This is a genomic window from Candidatus Aquicultor secundus (genome assembly GCF_002791875.1).
Classification (GTDB): domain Bacteria; phylum Actinomycetota; class Aquicultoria; order Aquicultorales; family Aquicultoraceae; genus Aquicultor_A; species Aquicultor_A secundus.
Genome location: NZ_PFNG01000166.1, coordinates 1 through 23,016 on the forward strand (window position 1 = coordinate 1; position 23,016 = coordinate 23,016).

Genomic DNA, 23,016 nt, shown 5'->3' on the forward strand with positions numbered 1-23,016 from the left:
TCTAGTCGTCCATGGGTAGGAGTTTTGCGTGATATTGCTGGACTAGGAGCGCTCGCATAAAGAAGCAACGAGATGCGCCTACTAAACGTTGACAGTAACTTTACTCGCTACTTACTTGACAAATACTTTTGGCAGTGGTACGCTGATTGGAACAATTGTTACAAACGCTGAAAAGCGTAACTGTTCCAACAAGGGACCCAGCATAATAGCAAAATCTTAGGTTTTAGACAACCATTTACAAATTTCAGGCCATTGATTTTGGCAGCATGACGAGAGTGGCTGTATTTTATGCTACCAACAATCAAAAACGGCCGGTGAGTTCACGGTAGTCACTCTTAAATAAGCTGCTATTGGGTCAATCCTAAAACCAACGACAAATATAAGGAGGTATTATGTCAGGTCTAGTTTCCCCTCACGGCGGTGGTGAACTAAAGCCGCTATTGCTCAGCGGTGAAGCGCTGAAGCAAGAATACGAAAAGGCTCAGACTCTTGAAAAGGTCATGATGAGCTCGCGCGAGACAGGCGATCTTATCATGATGGGTATCGGTGCCTTTACCCCACTCGATGGTTTCATGAACAAAGCGGATTGGAAGGGCGTTGTTGATGAGTTCTTGATGTCAAACGGCATCTTCTGGCCGATCCCGATTACGCTATCGACCTCTAAAGAGCAGGCTGCTAATCTTAAAGAGGGCCAAGAAGTTGCTCTCGTCGATACCGAGACCGGCGAGTTAATGGGTAGCATGACCATTACCGAGAAGTACGAGATCGACAAGGTTCACGAGTGCAAGCAGGTATTTAGAACCGATGATATGGAAGGCCACCCGGGTGTTCAGAAAGTCATGGCTCAGGGCGACGTAAACCTTGCGGGTACGGTTAAAGTATTCAGCGAGAGCTACTTCCCCGAAATGTTCGCAGGCGTTTATATGCGCCCGGCCGAGACCAGAAAAGCGTTCGAGGAGAGAGGCTGGAGCACAGTAGCCGCACTTCAGCTCAGAAACCCGATGCACAGGTCGCATGAGTACCTCGCAAAAATCGCTATCGAGATTACCGATGGCGTTCTTATTCATCAGCTCGTTGGAAAATTAAAACCCGGCGATATTCCGGCAGAGGTCAGGGTTAAAGCCATCGATAAACTGGTCGAGCACTACTTCGTTCCGGGTACGGTTATCCAGGCCGGTTACCCAATGGAGATGCGCTATGCAGGCCCACGCGAGGCTCTGCTGCACGCAACCTTCCGGCAGAACTACGGCTGCAGCCACCTTCTGGTAGGCCGCGACCATGCCGGCGTTGGCGAGTATTACGGCCCGTTTGATGCCCACCACATCTTCGACGAGATCCCAAAAGGCGCTCTCGAGACAAAACCGCTTAAGATCGACTGGACCTTCTATTGCACCAAGTGCGACGGTATGGCCTCAATGAGAACCTGCCCGCACGGCAAAGAAGACCGCCTGCTCCTCAGCGGTACCAAACTTCGCAGCATGCTTTCAAAGGGCGACGAAGTGCCGGATCACTTCAGCCGCCCAGAAGTACTCGAGATTTTGAGAGAGTACTATGCAGGCCTTGAAGAAAAAGTCGAGATCAAGCTTCACAAATACGCAGAAGGCGAAAAGTAATAAACGGTTTCTTTCAAGCCAACATATAGATAAACATACCCCCATATAACTAAAATGGGGGTATGTTTTTTATTCCTAGGCGGGGATGGTTACGTTAATCGTAGTGCCTTCACCCGGGTTTGTGACTATGCTGAAGGTGCCGCCGACCAGGCGCGCCCTGGTCTGCATGCCGTCGATACCGAGTTTCCCCTGGCGGGAGAGTTCGCCGGTTGTTACGGGCAGATTGAAGCCCTGACCGTTATCGCAGATGGTTACCATGGTTTCACCATCATTTAGCTCTATGTTTACCTTGACTTCTGAGGCAAGAGAGTGCTTGGTGATATTGCGTAGGGCCTCCTGGATGATGCGGAAGAGGGTTATCTCCAATTCCGGGGCAAAGCGATGATCTTTGCCCGTCACCTCTAGCGTTGCTTTTATACTGTGGTCGTTCTTAAGCTGCTCGACCAACCACTCTACCGCAGGTAGCAGACCGAGGTTATCAAGCACCGACGGTCTCAAATCGCGGCTGAGTTCGCGGATCTCCTGCAGCGTTTCTTTGAGTTCGGCATGTAAACTCCAGAGGAATTTCAGTTTGTCATCTGAGAACTGGGTATTTTCCTCGCTAAACTTCTCAACCTGGCGAAGCATGGCGATTATGTTTTGAGCTGTTGAGTCGTGCAGGTCGCGGGAGATGCGCAGGCGCTCATCCTCGTGCGCCTTAGTGATTTGCTGCAGGTAAAACGACTGATTTTCTTGCATCCGCACCTCTTTTGTTATGTCCCTGCCGATAAACTGGAACCCATCCGGATGACTGTTCGAGGACAACAGGTTAGTGGTCAACATAATAATCGCTTCCGTCCCGTCTTTTTTCGTAATTTTTTGACGGAACGGTTCCTGGGATACTTCCCCTTTTCCGCTTAGCAAATCCTCTTGTATAGCCGAAGAGACCGTATAGTCCCTATGCAAGAAAAACTGGTGACTATCCACCCCCACCAGCTCACTCAGCGAGCAGCCAAACAACTCGGCCGCGGCGGTGTTGGCGGCGGTGATCGTTCCGGTTAAGTCCTGCACCCAGATTGCGTCGTGGGCATTTTCAAAAAGCTGGCGGTATCGTTTCTCAGATGATTTAAGCTGAGCTGCGGCAATCTCACGATCGCAATAGAGGTAAGCGTTGCGCATGGCCACACCGACTAAATTACCGAGGGCCATCAGCAGCTCTACGTCCGGGCTCGCGAACTCGCGTTCCATGCGCGATGCCACGAACAGCGTTCCCATAATCTTGCCGTGGGCCATCAGCGGCACGCAGAGCTCTGTCTTTAACGACTCAACGGCAATCGGCAAGTTGCATAATTTGGGCTCGGCCGAGACATCTTCTATAATTAGCGGCTGTCCTGTCTCGGCAACACGGCCGGAAAGACCTTCACCGAGCCGCATGCCATCCAGAGATACGGCGGACTCTTCTTGTATGCCACGGTAGGAGACCACCCTCAGAACCCCGTCGTCATCAAGTGAAAATATAATAACGACCTCGACCTGCATTACGCCCATGACCATATCAACAGTCGTGCTCATAACCTGCTCGAATTCCAATGACTGGCTGAGCATCCTCGAAAACGTGTTAATAACCGAGAGCTGTCTTTGCTGCTCGATCGAAAGCTGTACCTTAGAGAAGAGTTCGCGCTCGGTGGACTCCAGCCTCTCTTTCGTCGCTTCAAGCTGGATTTCCTGTTGCCGATAACGATCGAGTCCGGCCGGCGCAAGGCTGCCTATCAGTGTTATCACAACGGTTTCCCAGAGAGCGGAAAGCGGTTCCACCGATATTAACAGCGAGCGCGGCAGCATCGCCAGGAAGGCGATAAGCACTGTTATCTTGCCGCCCTTTGGGCCGAATATGAGGCTGCTGAGAATTATTGGCACGAGATAGAGTATGCGATCGATCGTGTGTCGTGTAATGCCTAACGGCAGGTCAGGCTCCGCGAATAACCTAAAACTTGTCAGGTTATCGTAGTAATGGAGGGTGATTAAAACAAAAATAACCACAATCGACCAGAATTGTGGGTTGCTTAAGAGGCTAGTTCGACGTGCTTCCCTTTCTTTATTATTGTTATCCAAAACCGGCTTATTTTTCATTAATCGCTACCGGACTATTCCAGGCCGACCCAGCCTTTCCTAAGAGCAAGGATTACCGCCTCAGTTCGTGAGCCTACATCCAACTTATTGAATATATGACCCAGGTGGGCCTCAACCGTGCGTACGCTTACGCTAAGTTCCTCGGCGATCTCCTTATTGCTTTTACCCCTGGCAGCCAACGTCAATACTTCGACCTCTCTATCTGTCAGTAACTCAAGGGATGGGGATTCCTGCCCGTCCCCCTTATTCCTGAAGCGTTGCATTACTTTACGCATTATGGTTGGATGCAGTACTGAATCTCCCCTGTTTACCCGGTATACGCTGTTTATAAGCTCCTGACCGCTGATGTCTTTCAACAGATATCCTGCGGCACCCGCTTCAAGAAGCGGGAATATGTATTGATCCAGGTCATAAGCGGTAAGTATCAGAACCGGTATGGCAAGGTTCATTGCTTTGATCTGCTTCATGGCCTCGATGCCGTTGAGCTTTGGCATAGCAATATCTGCTATAATCAGGTCCGGCCGCAGCTCATCGGCCAACGCCACCATCTGCTCGCCATCCCCGGCCTCACCGACGACTTCAAGGTTCGGATCCTTCTCCAGATACTGGCGAAGGCTTTCACGTACAAGTACGTGGTCTTCTGCTAACAAAATCCGTATTTTTCCCATTGTGGCTTTATTATAACCCCGGCTATCCAATAGTTCAAACCAGGTATACCACGTATGTTTGCCTAGGTAATCCCCGTAGTTTGCTTCGCCCGAAGGTACTATTAAAAGGGCGAAGTCACCCCCGCCCTTTTCTTAGTTTCTTATAATTCTCCGGACCCGGGATCCTCCAAGCTGAGCTTCGCTCAGGCCGCTGGGCCCTTTGGTTTTCCTACGCTATTTCTTCCTCTGTTACCATATCTCTTTGTGCGGTTCTAGCAAACGCCATGCCGACCGTCCTGTAGGCTAGGTGAGCCATTTTTGAGAACGGGAAGTAGAGGAACAGATACGCAACAAATACAAGGTGAATGAAATATGTCGGATATGCAATCGACCTTAGATCTTCGACTCTGACTAACTCGGCGGCAAGTCCGGTTACGCCAAGTCCTGTTACCAGCACGATTAGCGTCCAGTCAAAGTAGCTGGATGAACCCTTCTTAAAGGACGCCCGCTGAGCCCAGAGAACGATACCACCTATAATAATAGCGGCCGCGCTTATATTACCGATAACCTTCACGATAACAGTTAGCACCCCATGTTCTGACAAAGTATAGGGTGTCGGTATTCCTGCAACCCAGAGACTGAGCATAACAAGCCCGGTAGTCACAAAAGCGCCAACAAAACCGTAGAAGACGCCTAGGTGACCATAATACCTGTTCCTACTCGTATCGCACTCCATAAACCTGTCATGCGATAAAATTGTCGGAACCGTCCCAATAACATTATAAACGGGGGTTTCTATAAGCCCTTTCTCTCCATGATTCTTCTCCATGGTATTCCAGAACCTAACAAGGCCAACCGCCAATGATATAATCGCGAGAGTTGCCAAGGTTAGGAATGTTAAATCAATACCCAGCTCTGGATAGAAATTCGACCATTTTATCGGTCCGGAAGGCATATTGCCCCAGCCGGGATTTTTAAATTGTTCGAACATTTCTCCGAAGAAGCTATGCGGATTTAGGTGCGGTAATACTGAATAAAAACCTGGCATTATACTTATCATTGCGAGCAGTATAACCACCGGTATGCCCCAAGCAATTATCGCTAAACCCGGGCTGCTAAGCAAGGTACCCATAAAGCTTGGGAACGCAAGCGCTTTGATGGCTGCGCTTCTTATTCCGGCGAATACGTCGCCGGGTTTTGCACCCCGCGGGCAGTTTGCCGTGCAGTCGTTACACTGGTGGCAAAGCCATACATCCGGATCGCTCATGAGCTTCTCTTTTTGCCCCCACTGAGCCCAGATCATTTCTTTTCTTGGGAAAGGACTATCTTCAGGCGTCACGTTGCAAACAACCGAGCATGTCGCACACTGGAAGCATTTCTTTAAGTCTCCGCCCCCCGACTTTTGTATGTCGTTTATAAATTGTAAATCGGGTTCGGCCAAAAATTGTTGTTCTGACATTTCACTACCCTCCTAGAAACCTTTATAAGGATTGGGACCAATCTCATCGAGTCTTTCCATGAATTCTTCAATAATGCTCGGTATCTTATCGTAATCGTTTATGGCAAGCTGCATTAATTGTATTCTATCTGATTCCAGCGCAAGCCTGTCTAACGTTTCCTGGACTTTCTCCAGCCTGTAGTTTGCGAGTTCGCTGCCTTTAGCAAAGTGGCACTGGTAATCGTCGCCGTATTTACAACCTATCAGCAGGATGCCGTCGATACCGCCTGAGAGCGAATCGGCAATCCATACCGTATTAACAGAGCCCAGGCACCTTACGGGAATCATGCGGACGTTCGGGTTATACTGGAGTCGATTGATTCCAGCCATGTCAAACGCCGGATACGCATCGTTCTCGCAAACAAATGCTACTACCCTTGGCTTTTCTTCTTCCTCATCCGGAACATCTATGGCCTTGATGGCTGATCCGAGAATATCAACGCTGTAATTTTTAAACGAAATAATTCTCTCCGGGCAGGCTCCCATACAAATACCGCATCTTCTGCAGCGGTTCGGGTTCGGCTGTGGCGTACCCTTCTCGTCTTCGTCGAGCGTTCCGAACGGGCATTCCTCGGTACACCTCTTACACTGCGTACACCTTTGGAGGAAGAACTCCGGGTATGTGTTATCTCCGGCCCTTGGATGAACCGCGATACCTTTTGCAGCGGCTTCGACGACCTGTATCGCTTTAAGAGCGGCTCCGGTTGCATCCTCGATGCTCTCGGCGATGGTCTGCGGCATCTTTACCGCACCCGCCGAGTATACGCCGGTTCTTCTTGTCTCGTATGGGAAGCAGATAAAGTTGGAATCCGCAAATCCGTTGTAGAGCTCGAGATCCGGTAATGCCGGCCCCTGTCTGTATTGCAGATTAAGGATGGGCTCGTCCGCAGTAGTCGGAACCATGCCGGTCGCCAGCACAAGCAGGTCGACCGCTACCTTTATCGGTGCTCCAAGCAGGGTATCGTTTACCTCGACGACCACGTTGGCCGCGCCATCTTCGGTGATACTCGTTACGTTTCCTTTTGTTAAGAAGATACCCGCGTCGTCCTGAGCCGCTTTATAGAAGAGTTCGTAGCTGCCGGGTGTCCTCATGTCTTTGTAGAATATATAGGCCTTGGCGTTTTTGTCCTGCTGGCGTACGTACATCGCCTGCTTCAGCGAGGTCAGACAGCAGACCGATGAGCAGTATGAAAGATGCTCCGGATCTCTCTGGCCCGCGCACTGGATAAACGCCACATTCTTGGCCGGCCTTCCGTCTGACGGACGAACGATCTTGCCGTTTTTCGCCATCTCTTCGAGCTGAACGTTAGTTACAACGTTCGCAAACTCGCCATAGCCGTAGGTATCGAGCTTCGTCGCGTCGTACGGCTTCCAGCCGGTCGCAAGCACGACCGAGCCGACTTTTGCGTTAACCGCACCGCCGCTCGTATTAATGGTTACATCGAACTGTCCCGGCTGGCCGGCAATTGCACCGACCTCGGCAGATGTGTAGACCTTGATATCCGGATCGTTGTCGATTTTTGCGACTATCGCCTCAACGCCCGGGTCTTCAAGTTTAGCATATGGATACTGCATCGGGAGTTTCTTGTGCAGCTTACCCATGAAACCTCCGAGTTTGTCTTCCTTCTCAACCAACACGACCCCGTAACCGGCCTTCGCCGACTCTATCGCAGCCGTCATGCCGGTTATGCCGCCGCCGATTACAAGAACCGCTTTTGTCAGATCTTCTTCGATATGCGGCTCGGACAACTCCATTTTCTTAACCTTAGAGATGCCCATTCTCATATAATCCTCGGCGAGCATCTGTGTATCCTCATCGTTTGGGGTATGGGACCATATGACATGCTCTCGCAGGTTGATCCTCTCAACGAGTGAACCAGGATAATCAAACACGTCAAAGTTCACGCGCGGTGAGCAACCGGCGATGACTATGGTGTTAATGCCCTCGTCTTTGATGTCTTCTTGTATGATCTGCGAGCCTTTCTCGCCGCACAAGAACTCATGCGTCTTAACAACTGCGGCCCCATTTTGCGGCCCCATTGCAGTAAGCTTCTCAATATCGAGGGCTTCCCCTATACCACAGCCTGTGCAAATATATACACCAAGTTTGTTCTCCACAGCGCTACCTCCTCACCATAGTTTGAATAGCCTTTAGTGCAGATCCGGTAGCATCTTTCACGCTCGTTGTGACGTCAACCGGTCTCTTGGCGCAACCTGTCGCGTAGATTCCCGGCTTATTCGGGTCTTCGATTATCAGGCCGTTTTCATCGTATTTAAGATCAGCGGGCAATTTCTTTTCAGCGGTTGTCGGCTGCATGCCTGTTGCAAGCACCGCCATATCGAACTTCTGCTCAACAATACCGCCGCCCATTATGTCTTCTGCCTTAACGATTACACCACCGGTTTCCGGATCTTCGATGATGCTGGCTACTTTACCTTTAATGAATGTGACGTTCTCGTCGGCTTCGATTTTATTCAAGAACTTCTCGTATCTTCCCGGAGCACGCAGATCGATGTAGAAGATGGTGATCTTGGCGTCCGGATACTGCTCCCTGATATACGTGGACTGCTTGAGCGAAGCCATACAGCAGATGTACGAGCAGTACGACAGATGATTTTCATCTCGCGAGCCGGCGCACTGGACAAACGCGACTGTTTGCGGCGCCTCCCCATCAGAGGGCTTTACAATCTTGCCTTGCGTTGGGCCGTTAAGAGCCGCATAGCGCTCCATCATCATGTTGGTTATAACGTTCTTGGCCTTTCCGTACCCCAGAATTCCGAGTTTCGATGCATCGTACGGATCCCAGCCGGTTGCAAAAACAACAGAGCCGACCTTGAAGCTAATCGTTTCGGGCTCCATGTTTAAATCTATCGCGTCGTATTTACATGCCTCGACACATTTGGCGCACTCGCCGCCCTTGCAGGCCTTCTCATCTATGACGTATCTCATCGGAAAAGCCATCTGGTGCGGTAAGTAAATCGCTTTTGTGGTATCCATACCAAAATTAAAGTCATTTGGCCTCTCAACCGGGCATGCGTCCACACATGCGTTGCACGCTGTGCAGTTCTCATTAACACGACGAGGATGCAATTTTACGGTTATATCATAATCTCCAGGCTGACCGGTAATGGTTTCAACCTCGGCTAGAGTATAATATTTAACCCTCTGGTTTTTTCTAATCCTTTGATAGTTAATCTCAAGCCCGCATGTCGGAGGGCAGAGTTTTGGGAAATATTTGTTTAACTGGGCTACTCTACCTCCCATTGACGGTCCTTTTTCGACCACATACACGTCATAGCCGGTTTCGGCAGCTTCAACCGCAGTGGTTAAACCGCTTATCCCCCCGCCTACAACCAAAATTGTTCCAGTTTTTTCCGCTGGCATGGTTTCCTCCATAAAACGTATTTATATGCTTAACCCCCGTACCATCAGCCCGCCTCATTTTATAGAGCGCGGCCCTGACAAGACACCCCTACTTACCACTCTCCTTTATATATTCTTCCTTTGCCTTTAATGTCTCCTCAAGCATCAAGACATATTTCAGGTATCTGAATCCAAATTTCATCAGCGCTATCTCGTCGGTTTTTATCTTATCGATCTCTTTTTTACTAATATCAAAGAGATCGAGAACTTTGCTTTCAAAAGCAAATCTTCTGAACGTATCTATATCATAACTTGCCATATAAAGCATGTCTTGTTTTTTCGGGTCGAGTTTGGGTTGCCCAGGGGTGTTCCTTCTCAACTGGATTTCCTTCCATTCCCTGTTCATCTCATCATAGAGGTCGACTCCCTGGTCAATCCTCCATGTCTGTATTGTCCACTCTCTGTCTTCCTGATAACCAAGACAATTCGGATCCCTTATAAAGAAGTAGAATTCCTCATTTATCGGCCCTTCCTCTGAGCCCCTTATCATGAGGCCCTGGCCGATGGGATAATATCGGCAGTTAGCAGGCCTATCTTCATAAATACCGCAGCCCTCAGATCCGACAAAGGGACATTTCCCTTCATTATCATCCATCATCTTAAGCACCGCGTAAGGATGTGAAGACTTTTCATCGGAATAGGTATATGTATATTTCTTGAGAAACTCTCCTGAAGAAATTCCCAACCTATTTTTCATCCTTATAATGTCGTAAGGCGTTAGAAGTATATTTGCGTGACTGCAGCATTTAGTAAAACAACTCATATCATTATGACACCTGAATTTGAATTTTGAATTCAGCGTGTGTTTAGTGGGTTCTACAAGCCTCATATCCTGCAACATGATTTAATCCTTTATTTTAATACTATTGTTCTCTCCCGGACTGCAGGAGCTTATCCAATACCTTGTCCTTAGGTTTTAAGGTATCTTCCTGGAGCAGGTTGAATCTTATCCATCTATAACCGAAGTTCAGAAGTTCTTCTTCATCTTCTCTTATCTTTTCTATAACCCCGTTGTCCACATCATAGATATCAAAAAACTTGGTTTTAAAAAGAAACCCCCTGAACTCATCTAGGTTATAACATGCCATATAAAATAGCTTCGCCTTTCCTGAATCAAGCCTATTTCCCTTCTCAAAATAATCATGGAAGGTGGTCGCCTTATATGATTCATTCATTTTATCAAAGATATTGATTCCCTGGGCCTTCTTCCACCCCTCTATCGTCCATTGTCTTTCCTCGTTAAACCCAAGGCATGAGGGTCTTTCCTCTATCCAGAACCTTTCTTCCTCCGAGGGGACCTGGAATATAGGGTACATCCTGCATGACCATGGCCTATCCTCATATATCCCGCACCCGTCTTGGGCGACAAAAGGACAGCTCTTATTTTCATCCTCCATCATCCTAAGCACCACCAGAGGTAACCCCTCATCTCCTAAAAGCGCAACGGTATACCTCTTTAAGAATTCTCCAGAAGACATCTTAAGAGCCTTTCTCATCCTCAGAACGTCATAAGGTGTGAGAAATATATTTATATCACTACAGCAGCTGTTAAAGCAGGTAAGCCCCTTATGGCATGAGAATTTGAATTTATCCCCTAAAGAGAGTTTCTGGTGTTTTTCGGTATATTCTTCATTCATAGATCATTCTCTGCCTTGCCATAATCTAATAATATAATGAAAATCTAATAAAATTCTGGGGCGACCTAAAAGGTCGCCCCAACAACATAAATGACTCTCACGACCTATCGGGTCAAACTAAATAATAGGAACCATCGGCCTTTCGATGACTTCCCACTCTTTCTTGCTTACATCATACTTCACATTTACAAAATGCTTCTGGCCTTCGTCAAGCTTTAGATAATCATACTTATGGTAATACCCAGGCCATCTTGATTCTTTCCTAGCCATCCTGGTCCTTGCACATGCCTCGGCAACCCAATATCTGTGGATATTCTCCCATGCCCTCTCAAGATCATGGAGATCCGCGGCACCAATCTTTTCTGTATCCTCCCCGCACAAGCCCAACTTCCATAAGGCCTGTTCGAGCATCTTATCAGATGTCCCATAAAGGGTTTCCCATCCACCTGCGTTCTCGCCCATTATCTTTTGGAGCCTGAACATAAACATGTTCGGCGAGACATATTCAGGATTGATGTCCGGCGTTGTCGTGTATGTGCTTTTTTCCTCATAGAGGGCAAGCGGCCTAAGTACTGTTTCTTTAAGTTTATTTATTGTCTCATCAGATACCGCAGGTGTGTAGTCTTTGCTATCATACGCGAGCTTTACCGCTGCTTTTCCTGCGATCCTTCCCGTTACATGCGAGCCGCTTGAGAACTTATGAGCACTTGCCCCTACCCCGTCTGCGCCGGTAAATAGACCCATGACAGTAGTCATAAGGTTGTATTGGCCGGGGAAGTCTGCTTTGTATTCTGCCGGCATAAGGTCTTCTGCACCGCAGCACCATGCGCCAACAGAAGAGGCATGCGAACCTATAAATACCGGGTCTCCTGTCATAATCTCCATAGGTTTCTCAAGGGGATCAACATTGTGTGCCGCCCAGTTTGTCGCACCCGAGATGGTCATGTCGAGGAAGTCCTCCCATGCCTCATTCTCAAACTTTCTTAGCTCTTTTTTCTGTTCTTTCGGATCCGGCGTTTCCTTCTTTATTCTTTCTGCCGCCCCCTCTGTGTGCATCATTAACGGCGCCTTGCCTGCCTTCGTCGCAAGTATCATCTCATAATTTCTAACAGGGGTTGGTGTGGGCTTTACCTTCGAATACGGTGCCCAATTATCTGTCTCTGACAGATACGAAAAAACGTATGGCTGGTCATAGGCATCCAATGCCGGTGTCTTGAACAGCAGGAAGAATGTGCCAACAGGACCATAGGAATCCTTGAACCTCGGTGGGACAAATGTTACATCCATCTGTGTAAGTTCAGCACCTGCAAGAAGCATTAAGGCATAGGTTGTTCCTGAATTAAACGGCGGATACCATGACCTGCCAAGGGCCTCACCCTGTGACCTCGGCCTGAATATACCGACTGCACCACCCATACCACAATACACTGCCTTTGCCTTAAAGACATAGAATTTATCTTCCCTTGTACTAAAACCAACTGCGCCGCATACCCTGTTGGGGTCCTTTTCATCTTTGAGGAGATGCGTTATAACTATCCTCTCATATATGTTATCCATCCCGAGGGCATTCTTTGCCGCCTCTGCCACTATGACCTTATAGCTCTCGCCGGATATCATAACCTGCCATTTACCTGATTTTGAATAATTACCGGCTTCGTCCTTCCATATGGGCAGTCCCCATTTATTAAAGTGCTTGACGCTTGAATCCACGTGTCTTGCCATATCGTAGACAAGATCCTGCCTCGTGAGACCCATCTGGTCATTCGTTACATACTCTACAAATTCCTCGGGGGTATGCTGATCATGCGTCACCTTGCCATCCTGCCCCATATATGTGTTTATGGCGGAAAGTCCCATGGCAATAGCGCCAGACCTGTCAATAGCAGCCTTGTCTACAAGCTTTACGCTCAAACCGGCTGCCTTCGCCCAGTATGCTGCCTCCAGAGCAACGCCGCAACCGCCCATTCCTCCACCAAGTATCAACACATCAGACTCAACAACTTCTGTAGCAAATTCTCTCATAATCTGCCTCCTTTCTTATTTCCTTGTTGGGAGTTCTTTTACTCCCATTATGTCAGGCTCTCCAAGCAATAACTGGTTGGACAAACCTTCTACCTTTGCCTCAGGAAATCCCTCCAGCGCCTTTATCGAACCTTCCGTTGTAGTCCTTATCGGATACTTAAACCTCTTAATTCTTCCATCTCTGAACTTGATAGTCCACATGATGTCCGATGTCCCTCTTAGCGGAGTTGATGCAGCGCCAAGGGGCATAAAGTCTGCGTAGCCCCTTACGTCTATAGCCTGTTGCGGACAGATCTTGACACAGCTGTAGCACTCCCAACAATAAGCAGGCTCCTGATTGTAAGCCTTCATTGGGACACCGGTAACTGAACCGTCCTTATCCAGCTTCATTAAGTCGTTGGGACAGATGTACATGCACGCGGTCTTATCTTGACCCTTGCACCCGTCGCATTTTTCTCTCATTACAAAACTGGGCATACCTTACCTCCCTACAATGTTGATGGACTGAATGTTTCTCGGGAATGTTTCTCGGTAATCCAAGGATATCTAGCTAGATATCCTTTCTTCGAATTACCTCCTTTAATTATGTTTAGCCGATACACAGACCCCCTTCCCCTTACTATGACCCTGTAATTAAATTTGGCGCATCTAACCTTATGCACATGTAAATTTACGTGCATATATAGAAGCTCTTGCAGTAGCCTTGTAACCTTAACGCTATTTACCGTATGAACTTTGAATTTAGGTGCTTTCGGCATCTAATACTTTGAGGACTGCAAAATTAAGTTGCCGGGATAGAAACATGGCTTCCGGCGGCTTTTCACCTAAAACTCGTTCAGAACTTTCGGGAAAGAAATCTTCACTATGGCTATGTACCAATTGTTACGTGGATGATATCAATTCCTGTAATCTTTGTCAAGAGCCTATCAATCAAAAACTTCGATTACTTACTGCACAACTCATTGCCTCGGAGCAGATGGCTCATTTGCCACCATGGCTTCGCTGATTCGGTTGCTTATGTTCAGAATGCGCTGCTAGTTAGCGGTTTAATGTATGTTATTTCTTCTTGACGTAGTAGGTGAATACGCCGCCGCTCTCTTCTTTCCCAACGATTGCGTTTCCGGTACGCTCGCACCAGGAAAGCAAATCGTTTGCCGAACCCGGATCGGTGCTAACCATCTCCAGGACCTGGCCCGATGTGAGACTGTCCATAGCCCTTTTGGTCTTCAAAATCGGCATCGGACAAACATCACCCTTACAATCCAATACTTGATCAGACTTTACGCTTGCCACGCTTTAAACCTCCTCGTGTCGTTTTGTCGATAATCCTCTTCTATGGTTAATAACAAAATATGCCAAGAAAAACAACCTTTTTCACCTCCTGGCAACTTTTCAACCTTAAAACTATCGTCTAAGCCAAATTACGCTACCCCCTATTGGCTACCCCTTATTATTATCTTTTCGCGATGCATATACAAATAATATTTTGACGGTAATGTTGTATTGTGGGTCTACCCTGAGGGACAGCTATAAAGCCGATCGCTGAATGCTGACGGCTTTATAGCTACATAATTTAGATAAAAGGTGACCTTGTTTTGGGCGGAGACAAGCTCCGCCCCTACGGGAGGATGATGGTTTAGCTTATAGCTAAAGTAATTCGAAAACAACAGCGTATACCAGGAATTTTAACTCTTGACAAAGAATACGGGAGTTGGTATCATGGTTGTAACAATTGGTATATACTTGGATAACCTTGCCGTTTAGCATTTTCAAAGCCATTATATCATGTTCACTCCAATAGTTCTTTTTGATGGCTTTTAAGTGCTAGATTGTGCTATACATAGATATCTAAACTACAATAATGAGCCCGCCAACCGCGTAAGAACTTGAAGGTCGTGAGCTGAAAATGGCTATCCTTAAGAGCATATTAATCCCTTTCAGGCTCCCCTGCCTGTCCAGCCGGACTACTACTGAATCCAACCTTGCGGTTTTTGTAAGAACAAGGTATGAAACGATAACTAAATCTGCCGGTTTTGTCTCTTCCGGGCGCGCGGTAATTCGCATTGTGCCTGCCAGAGGCTATTGTAAACTACCGTATTTAGTTAGAACTTAAAGCGAGGCGATGCCGAGACGAGAGTAGCAGTCTCCTACATGTCGATACGGTCCTGACAGTCGTATATCTTGATGGAGCATTGCAGCCTTATAATCGGGCTACTCTACCCGCATAAGGCTTAAGAAATTATAGAAACGGAGGTGGTTTGGTCTACCGCGAAAGGAGCCTTACGCACATTAAGAATCCTTTTTAGTAATTTTAGGAAACTAGAAGGAGAGATGAGATGGCAACTAAAAACATTCTTATTCTAGGAGGTGGCAACGGTGGTACCATGATCGCCAACAAGCTCAGACACGAGCTTGACAAAGATCGATGGAATATCACCGTAATAGACAGGGACAACCGGCATATTTACCAGCCGAGTATGCTCCTGGTGCCATTCGGACTTGATGACCCTAAGAAAATTGTTAAACCGAGAAACAAGTATTTCAAACCGGGTGTGAATTTCGTACAGGATATAATCGCGAATATCGACACCGAAAACAGAAAAGTCACCACGACCTCGGGCAAGGTCTTCCAGTATGACTTTCTGGTTGTAAGCACCGGTTGCAACCCCGACCCGGAAGAGGACGAGGGCTTGCCGGAGGCAATGGGTAAAAATGCGTTTACTTTCTACAACCTTGAGAGCACAACGCAACTGCGCACTGCGCTCAAGCAGTTCCAGGGAGGCAGAATCGTTGTAGATATCTCCTCCCTCCCTTTCAAGTGCCCGGTCGCCCCGCTAGAGTTCTCGTTCCTGGCAGACTGGTACTTTAAAAAGAGGGGTATCCGCAACAAGGTGGATATCACGTTCGTTACCCCCGGGGCAGGCGTTTTCACCAAACCAAAAGCTACCGCGGTCCTTTCAAAAATAGTGGAGCAGAAAAACATTAACACTGTCGTCAACTGGGGCCTCGGCACCGTCAATGCTAAGGAAAAGTGGATCGAGAATATGCAGGGCAACGATAGGATTAACTACGACCTGCTGGTTGTAATACCAACGACTATAGGCGATAAAGCTATCAGCGATTCCGGCATAGACGACGGTATGGGCTATGTCCCGACGGATCACAACACGCTAAAAGCCACGAAGCATGACCGCGTGTACGTCCTTGGCGATGCGGCCAACGTTCCTACCTCCAAGGCGGGCTCAGTTGTCCACTATGAATCCGAGGTCGTTCTCTACAACATCCTGAGCGAGATCTGCGGCGGTGTTGCAATGCCTATGTTTGACGGCCATGCAACCTGATTTATCGCTACGGAAGCTGGAAGCTCCGTTCTGATAGACTTTAGCTACAAAGTCGAGCCGCAGCATGGTAAGTTCCCGTATGCGTGGGGCCCCATGTCGCTGCTAAAAGATACCAGGATGAACTGGTATGGCAAGAAGGCGTTTAGCTACGTGTACTGGACCGCCCTACTCCCCGGCAGAAACCTGGGCGACTCGGCGATGTCGTGGTGCGGCAAGTACGTCGACAAAGAATAACCCTTAACCCTTGATTCAGTTGGATTAACAAGATTGGACAGGGCAAAACTGGTCGTTATAAGGGTAAAGGTGGCCATAAAGCATCAGGCTTTGGCCGCCTTTACCTATTTTAGGAGATATATTTTGAATAACAAGGGCCATCCAGCCACAGGTAAAATCGCGCTTTTCTGGGACGAGTCGTTTCTCTGGGGAATTATCGCTTATAAAACATTTACACGGCTTTCAATCAACTTCGGTATCGTAACATCCGCGGATATACGAGCGGGGGCTCTGGATGCCTATGATATTATTTTCGTTCCCGGCGGCTGGGCAAGCAATAAAATTAAGGCGCTGGGCGAAACCGGCGCACAGAATATTCGCAGTTTCGTTGAAAATGGTGGAAGTTATCTTGGCTTTTGCGGGGGCGCGGGGCTTGCTCTTAAACATAAAGACGGTATCTCGCTTGTACCGGTGACGCGAAAACCGACCAGCGAGCGGGTACCAAGTTTCAGCGGTAAGATACGGCTGCACCAGGAACAACCCGATCACCCGATATGGAACCATATCTCGGATAACACGGCATTTCACGCATGGTGGCCCGGCCAGTTTTCAATCCTCAAACCTTCGGAGGTCTCAATCCTTGCCTCCTACGGCGAACCCGAGGACGGCTCATACGTCGCCGATTTAATGGTGACGCCGGACATGGATTGGGATATGTGGGAGCGAAGTTATGCTACTAACCTAAACCCGAGCAGAATTAAATTTGAGCCTGCGGTGATTGAAGCTAAGTACGGCAACGGCACGGTTTTTCTCTCCTACCTGCATTTTGAAACCCTGGGCGATTATCCGGGCCAAAAAGTATTGCTGAATATATGCGAACACCTGGCCGGTAAAAACGTGGTCGTCAGGCCCACCCGGCCATCTGGGGCTCATAGTGCATTGCTCGCAGGGTTACCCGACCACAGAGCGGATGAACGAGTCTTGAGAAACATAAAACAGCTTGAATCCGCCGCCGCAGACCTCATTTCCTTCGGTGAGAAAAACTTCCTGTGGTACTGGCGAAACGACTGGATACTCCAGTGGCGTCGCGGTGTTCGTGGCATCGAGTACTGTACGCTCTACTCGATGCTCAAAGAGCTCGCCGAGCTTATCCCATTAGCCGGCACCTTTGATGCCCACCTTGCGCACGAAGTGTTAGAGCTAAAAACTTTCGGCCTTCCCTTCTTTGAGAAAGCAAAGCGGTTGCTTTTGCTCGAGCGCTTTGCGATGAATAACGGGCCTATCAGCCCATTGAAGACCGATGATAAGAGCGTCCGGCGCATCCGCGAAGAGCTTTTTTCTAACTCGAAAAGCTTTGGAGGATATTACAAGCGGATTATCGACAGAATAGACACCATCCTGCTTCCCCTTCTTAAATAAAAACAATCGCCCCCACGAAGTACGCGCTTCATGAGAGCGACCATAAATCATATCGATTCATTTCAAATCAGTCTATTTTAAAAGGCGGTATGAGCTATGACCATGTACAGGTCTTGTGCCGCTCGACCAGCTCAACAAACCCCGGGTAATCGATCGTCTTAACTCCATCGATTACGACATCGATGCCGCGCGCCATGAGGTCCTCTTTCAGGGCATAGACCGGATGGTCTTTCATAACGTCTTTTATTTTGGCCTCAAGCGCCGTTCCGCTCATAGCGCCGTAGATTCCATCCTCAAAGAGCAGGATAGGTGCGCCCTTGGTTGCAAACTTCAGGCAGCTCTCCAGGCTCGTTGATGCAAATGGCGATTTATTTACCAAATGAAGCATATGTGCCTCCTTTACAATATAGATATTAAAACGGGAACAGGACGTCCTGCTCTTCCATCAACTTCGCTATTTGCTCCTTGTCCAAAACCTCCGGCTCGACAACAAAATCATCAAGCGTTAGTCCTCTGGAATCCATGGATTCCTTATCGATATAGAGCTTCTCTATATCGTAGCCCTCCAGAACCCTGAAGGTCGGGGAAAAATTCTTTATACCGAGCGGAGTTGTGTCCGTGCCTTTCTTTATCGAGTAGACGCCGTCGTCTACGAAAAGAAGGCTGACATCTTGCTCGTATGCACCCATGATCAACACGGTTTCCAGGCCCTCAAAAGAATAGATGGTTCCATAGGGTGCCTTACGCATAACGAACATAATCTTACTTACATCACTCACTTAGTTCACACCCTTTCCTTAAGCTCCGAACGTGACAAGTCTATCCGACTTAATTGCCATTTCAGTTAGCTGACCGAGACCTGAAATCCTAAATCCCGGGGCGAGTACGTCGTCGTTTATGCCCCTGCGCTTGGCGGCTGCGATGCAGACAACCAGGTCTACACCCTTCTCGCCGACTTCCGACCATCTTTTCGTAATGTTTCGATCGTCGGCCTGGATATCCGCTAGTTTTGATGAGTTGATTACGCCGTCGTGATAGAAAAATACGCCGATAATCTCATGCCTCTTGTCCATAGCAGCCGTTACAAACTGGTAGGCGCTATCGGACGACTGGTGGTGATAAGGTCCTTCCTGGACCAGTACCGCAAACTTCATTCCTGTCGCTCCTTCCTTTTCGCTATAAACTTATTATTTATTGCTACAAAGTATGTACTGTAAAAGCTGCAAGGTTTAGTGTGGCTAGACCATCAATCGATAATTCGAAATAACGTAAAATTAATACGATCTTATACCCCGTAGGGTATATTGTCAATAGCTAAAACACCTTTCTTTGACCAGAACAAGGGCGCAAGTAACCCCATATTTGATGGGACTATATTATGATACCAGTACCTGCCTTATAAATACACGGTTGACTGTCGTCAGGAACAATCGCGTGTCGGCAATATTTCGCTCGGTAGAGTATATTCGGGCATTCTCAAGAGCAAGCACACAAAAGTGGTGTTTAGAAAACTTGGATTACATGTACCGTCAAAGCGGCGATTATAGCAGATGCGGGGATAGTAAATATCCAGGCCCAAACAATGCGTGAGGCCAAGGGCCATCTTACGGCTTTAAATCGTTTGGTAGAGCCGACACCGACAATCGAGCCGGATATCGTGTGCGTTGTAGATACGGGAACACCTAAAGATGACGCAAAGAACAAGGTTGCGGCGCCTGCGGTTTCGGCGATGAAACCGTCTGCAGGTTTTAATTTGGTTAGCTTTGAGCCCATCGTTTTTACGATTTTAAAACCGCCTAAAAGAGTTCCGATTGCCATGGCAGAGTAAGAGATAAGGATAACCCATAACGGAATGTAAAACGAACCTTTAAGGTATCCGGCCGAAAACAAAAGGGCGCTTATAATACCGATCGTCTTTTGAGCATCGTTTCCGCCGTGTCCTAAGCTATACGCCGCGGCTGAAAATAGCTGGGCTTTCCTAAAAAATCGATTTGCTCTTTCCGTATTAACGTTTCTTAGTGCGGAGAACAGTATGTTTGTAAATAAAACGGCAAGTATAAAGCCGATCAACGGTGATATGACAATGAATAGCAATGTCTTATTGATCCCGGAAAACACCAACGCGGACGGCCCCGCTTTGACCAAAGCCGCCCCTATCAGCCCTCCGATAAGCGCATGGGAAGAGCTTGAAGGAATACCCTTCCACCAGGTAATAATGCCCCAGACCACGGCTCCGATTAATGCACTGGCAATAATCGTGTTATCGATCACGGTCGGCATTACAATCCCTTTGCCAACCGTTGTGGCGACATGAAGACCAAACACGAAGACCGCAACAAAATTGAAGAACGCGGCCCAGATAACCGCAAGTCGTGGGGTGAGTACTCTGGTGGCGACTACGGTGGCAATTGAATTGGCCGCGTCATGAAAGCCGTTGATAAAATCAAATACCAAAGCGACGGCAATTATTAAAACAACAATTAGCAGGCTAGGCATGTTTCAGAATGATTCCTTCGATCATTATGGCGGCCTCGTGGCAAAAATCGACGGTATCCTCCAGACCTTCGTAGATGTCTTTCCATTTTATGACCTCAAGAACATCCGCACCGTTTACAAAAAGGGCGGCTATGGCCTTTCTAAAAATCTTATCTGCAGCCTGCTCGCTGTTTTTTATTTCTACTGTCAGCTTATGGTCGCAATGCATTTTTTTGAGGCAGCCGGTTAGACTGGCTAGGAGTTTGCTCGAATTTGTTATCTCCTGCGCCAATTCTATGGCAGCCTTAGGAATCGCTTTGACATTATAAAGGTTGATTCTCTCTGAGATCGAGTCAACCGAATCCAAAATCGAATCGATTGTACTGTTTAACTCGTGAATATCTTCTGAGTCAAACGGGGTGACAAAAGTTTTCTCAAGCTGTCCGCTGATCTCGGTAACTATTTCATCGCCCTTATGCTCGAGATCATTTATGGCTTTGGAATATTCGGCCGCTTTTTCCGGATATCGGAAACTTTCGCATAAGAGGGTAGCGGCTTCGGCTAGATTTTCCGATGCTTTGTTGAATAGCGCAAAGTAGATTTCGTTTTTTGGAATCAAGTTTAATTTCATACCGTTATAAAATTAGCATACAAGTCCTAGGGGAACAAGATTTATTAAGCGGAAAAAAGAATGTTCAACCTTATGATTTCTATGCCTTTGGCGATTTCATTAGCTCTAATGACTCGATGGCTGTTTTTGCAGCTTTTCGACCCGATAGAAGCATTCCTCCAAAGGTCGGGCCCATCCTAGGTAAACCGTAAACCGTTGCAACCGCCATGCCCGCTACAAGTAGACCGGGGTAGACAAAGCCCGTTTTTTCTACTACTCCATCTTCTGATCTCTCAACCCACATGTTTGCCTCGCCCGGCATAGTCAAAATGCCGCGCTTCTCTAAATAGCCCACTATGCTCGAATGATGCCCGGTAGCATCAATCACAACCCTCGATTCCATAGCAACCGGGTCTACACAACCAATCGCTTTTGGCATGTACGATACCGCACTCCAGTTCATAACAACGCCACGCACTGCATCATCGCGCACTACCAGGTCTTCCACGCGTGTTGTATTTATTATTTTTGCCCCGGCATCGCAAGCGGCCGCAATTAACCTGGAACATGCATGCGGTGAGTCGGATACAAAATGACCGGGCTCTATTTCCTTGTACGGTATGCCTAGTTCTTCTAGTATTTCTTCAGACGGTGCTCTGAACGTAACCTTGTTCATCAAGTACCCACCGGCCCAAAAACCGCCACCTAAGTAATTATTGCTTTCTATTACGACAACCTTTAAGCCAGAGTTGGCCATGTCCATGGCCGCCATCAGCCCGCTCGGCCCAGCCCCAACTACAATCACATCGCTTTCAACATAATCTAAAAACTCACCCAAAAACTCACCGACGATAGCCCTTGTTACAGAAGCTTCTCCTACTGGGGCAAAAATTGTTTTTCCTTCCACCTTTTGTTGTCTCCTTTAATCGACCTCGGTACGTTTTGAAGCTTTCTCGGCAAACATCGGCAAACAAAAAAACCGTACCAGCAAAACGATACGGTCTTTAAACCTAACACGTTCCCTTCGCTGGAATTGCCCAGATCAGGTTCAGACGGTCGCCGGGTTTACCCGGCCTCTCAGCTACTAACAGTAGCTCCCGCACATACCTATTCTTTTTTTCCTACCTTACTACCTTAATAAGCAACGCGTAAAATGTCAAGCAAGGCTGCAAGCCTTGCTAAATAATCGCTCAAATTCAAAACCTAGTCGCACACGAACATATCTTATACCAGCTCTATCCTCATGCCATCGGAAGCGGCGATAACATTGACGCCTAATTTATCAGATAATTCCCTTACCAGCTCCCAGGGTTTTGCTTTGAGCATCGTCATGCCAAAGTGAGTCAGCACCGCTTTTTGCGGCCTTATTGCTTTGATGATATTAGCCGCGTCGTCATAATAAAGGTGCAGTACGTTACCGTACTCCGGGTGGCGTTTATCCATAACAACATTTAATATAAGGATATCCGAACCGGCGTAATCGTCTATAAGTTCAGCGAAGTATTTGGTATCAACCATGAACGATATTTTGAACCCGTCTATATCGAACTTAATTCCATAAGTTTCAACCCCATGCTTATGCTTAATAGAGGTCTTGAAAGCTACTTCTTCGTCTACACGATATTCTGAACTTGCCCTTAATATGGTGATCTCTTGCAGGTAATCCCTTAGATACTTCAACACAACTGCATCGTCACCACTAAGGCAATCACCCGGCGCGAATAAAACTCCCCGCTTTTTTAGCCCGCCCTCCGTTATTGCATCGATAAGCACATTGATGTCGTTTGAGTGATCTAGGTGTGCATGCGTGAGAATAATTGCATCAATCTTACTCACATCTATAGGCGGCCTCGATTTAGCACACCTTACAAGCGTGCCGGGGCCGGGATCCAGCATTATGTTTTTGCCTTTAATACTGATAAAGGTTCCCGCCGAAGATCTTAGTTGCTTAGCTACAACAAAACGGCCACCCGCAGTACCCAAAAACTTTATAAAATTACTATTTTCC

At 47.7% G+C, this 23,016-nt stretch carries 21 protein-coding genes and 1 riboswitch; of the genes, 3 read left to right on the forward strand and 18 right to left on the reverse strand.

The genetic code is table 11. From position 1 onward, the window contains the following. Window positions 1-392: 392 nt before the first annotated feature. Window positions 393-1,613: a sulfate adenylyltransferase gene (sat, locus tag COY37_RS06930; protein ID WP_286679094.1), complete on the forward strand. Its 1,221-nt coding sequence runs from the start codon at window positions 393-395 to the stop codon at window positions 1,611-1,613. Between the two features lie 75 nt (window positions 1,614-1,688). On the opposite strand, the gene COY37_RS06935 is transcribed toward sat, so the two are convergent. From COY37_RS06935 to COY37_RS06985, 11 genes are all read right to left on the reverse strand, one after another. After that, entirely contained in the window at window positions 1,689-3,722 is a 2,034-nt protein-coding gene (locus tag COY37_RS06935) for a PAS domain S-box protein (protein ID WP_286679095.1), read from the reverse strand. Window positions 3,723-3,736: 14 nt separating this feature from the next. Continuing rightward, window positions 3,737-4,372, reverse strand: coding sequence for a response regulator (locus COY37_RS06940; RefSeq protein WP_286976965.1), 636 nt, complete (start codon window positions 4,370-4,372; stop codon window positions 3,737-3,739). A gap of 226 nt (window positions 4,373-4,598) precedes the next feature. Continuing rightward, the gene (gene qmoC, locus COY37_RS06945) at window positions 4,599-5,828 is read right to left on the reverse strand and encodes a quinone-interacting membrane-bound oxidoreductase complex subunit QmoC (protein WP_286679097.1); all 1,230 of its coding nucleotides are present in this window, start codon (window positions 5,826-5,828) and stop codon (window positions 4,599-4,601) included. A gap of 12 nt (window positions 5,829-5,840) precedes the next feature. Beyond that, entirely contained in the window at window positions 5,841-7,985 is a 2,145-nt protein-coding gene (locus tag COY37_RS06950) for an FAD-dependent oxidoreductase (protein ID WP_286679098.1), read from the reverse strand. A 4-nt stretch (window positions 7,986-7,989) separates the two neighbouring features. Continuing rightward, on the reverse strand, window positions 7,990-9,252 hold the full coding sequence (locus COY37_RS06955; protein WP_286679099.1) for a CoB--CoM heterodisulfide reductase iron-sulfur subunit A family protein: 1,263 nt from the start codon (window positions 9,250-9,252) through the stop codon (window positions 7,990-7,992). Between the two features lie 88 nt (window positions 9,253-9,340). After that, window positions 9,341-10,132 (reverse strand): YkgJ family cysteine cluster protein, encoded by a 792-nt coding sequence (locus tag COY37_RS06960; RefSeq protein ID WP_286976970.1) that lies wholly within the window; start codon window positions 10,130-10,132, stop codon window positions 9,341-9,343. Window positions 10,133-10,154: 22 nt separating this feature from the next. After that, window positions 10,155-10,928 carry a YkgJ family cysteine cluster protein gene (locus COY37_RS06965; RefSeq protein ID WP_286679100.1) on the reverse strand — a complete coding sequence of 258 codons (774 nt, stop codon included), beginning with the start codon at window positions 10,926-10,928 and terminating at the stop codon, window positions 10,155-10,157. A 117-nt stretch (window positions 10,929-11,045) separates the two neighbouring features. Next, on the reverse strand, window positions 11,046-12,950 hold the full coding sequence (aprA, locus tag COY37_RS06970; RefSeq protein WP_286679101.1) for an adenylyl-sulfate reductase subunit alpha: 1,905 nt from the start codon (window positions 12,948-12,950) through the stop codon (window positions 11,046-11,048). A 15-nt stretch (window positions 12,951-12,965) separates the two neighbouring features. Then, window positions 12,966-13,427 (reverse strand): adenylyl-sulfate reductase subunit beta, encoded by a 462-nt coding sequence (gene aprB / locus COY37_RS06975; protein ID WP_286679102.1) that lies wholly within the window; start codon window positions 13,425-13,427, stop codon window positions 12,966-12,968. 579 nt (window positions 13,428-14,006) lie between these two features. Next, entirely contained in the window at window positions 14,007-14,243 is a 237-nt protein-coding gene (locus tag COY37_RS06980) for a sulfurtransferase TusA family protein (protein ID WP_286679103.1), read from the reverse strand. A gap of 555 nt (window positions 14,244-14,798) precedes the next feature. Then, window positions 14,799-15,014, reverse strand: a complete 216-nt coding sequence (locus tag COY37_RS06985; protein WP_286679104.1) for a hypothetical protein — start codon at window positions 15,012-15,014, stop codon at window positions 14,799-14,801. A 272-nt stretch (window positions 15,015-15,286) separates the two neighbouring features. Between COY37_RS06985 and sqr the strand changes: the two genes are divergently transcribed. Both sqr and COY37_RS07000 read left to right on the forward strand, forming a co-directional pair. Continuing rightward, window positions 15,287-16,525 carry a type III sulfide quinone reductase, selenoprotein subtype gene (gene sqr / locus COY37_RS06990; protein WP_419724120.1) on the forward strand — a complete coding sequence of 413 codons (1,239 nt, stop codon included), beginning with the start codon at window positions 15,287-15,289 and terminating at the stop codon, window positions 16,523-16,525. Window positions 16,526-16,648: 123 nt separating this feature from the next. Then, window positions 16,649-17,923: a BPL-N domain-containing protein gene (locus COY37_RS07000; RefSeq protein ID WP_286679107.1), complete on the forward strand. Its 1,275-nt coding sequence runs from the start codon at window positions 16,649-16,651 to the stop codon at window positions 17,921-17,923. 94 nt (window positions 17,924-18,017) lie between these two features. Here COY37_RS07000 and tusB read toward each other — a convergent pair whose 3' ends face one another. The 7 genes from tusB to COY37_RS07035 all read right to left on the reverse strand — a co-directional run. Further along, the gene (gene tusB, locus COY37_RS07005) at window positions 18,018-18,311 is read right to left on the reverse strand and encodes a sulfurtransferase complex subunit TusB (RefSeq protein WP_286679108.1); all 294 of its coding nucleotides are present in this window, start codon (window positions 18,309-18,311) and stop codon (window positions 18,018-18,020) included. Window positions 18,312-18,336: 25 nt separating this feature from the next. Further along, entirely contained in the window at window positions 18,337-18,681 is a 345-nt protein-coding gene (gene tusC, locus COY37_RS07010) for a sulfurtransferase complex subunit TusC (protein ID WP_353682470.1), read from the reverse strand. A 39-nt stretch (window positions 18,682-18,720) separates the two neighbouring features. After that, window positions 18,721-19,077, reverse strand: coding sequence for a sulfurtransferase complex subunit TusD (gene tusD, locus COY37_RS07015; RefSeq protein WP_286679110.1), 357 nt, complete (start codon window positions 19,075-19,077; stop codon window positions 18,721-18,723). A gap of 349 nt (window positions 19,078-19,426) precedes the next feature. Further along, complete coding sequence (locus tag COY37_RS07020) at window positions 19,427-20,419, reverse strand: inorganic phosphate transporter (RefSeq protein ID WP_286679111.1); 993 nt, start codon at window positions 20,417-20,419, stop codon at window positions 19,427-19,429. Then, window positions 20,412-21,017: a DUF47 domain-containing protein gene (locus tag COY37_RS07025; protein ID WP_286976976.1), complete on the reverse strand. Its 606-nt coding sequence runs from the start codon at window positions 21,015-21,017 to the stop codon at window positions 20,412-20,414. Before COY37_RS07025 ends, COY37_RS07020 begins: the two co-directional genes overlap by 8 nt. A 91-nt stretch (window positions 21,018-21,108) precedes the next feature. Then, window positions 21,109-21,915 carry a sulfide-dependent adenosine diphosphate thiazole synthase gene (locus tag COY37_RS07030; protein WP_286679113.1) on the reverse strand — a complete coding sequence of 269 codons (807 nt, stop codon included), beginning with the start codon at window positions 21,913-21,915 and terminating at the stop codon, window positions 21,109-21,111. A gap of 95 nt (window positions 21,916-22,010) precedes the next feature. Then, a riboswitch (TPP riboswitch) is annotated at window positions 22,011-22,119 on the reverse strand. Between the two features lie 113 nt (window positions 22,120-22,232). Then, the coding region (locus tag COY37_RS07035) for an MBL fold metallo-hydrolase (RefSeq protein ID WP_286976979.1) at window positions 22,233-23,016 on the reverse strand (784 nt) is incomplete at its 5' end.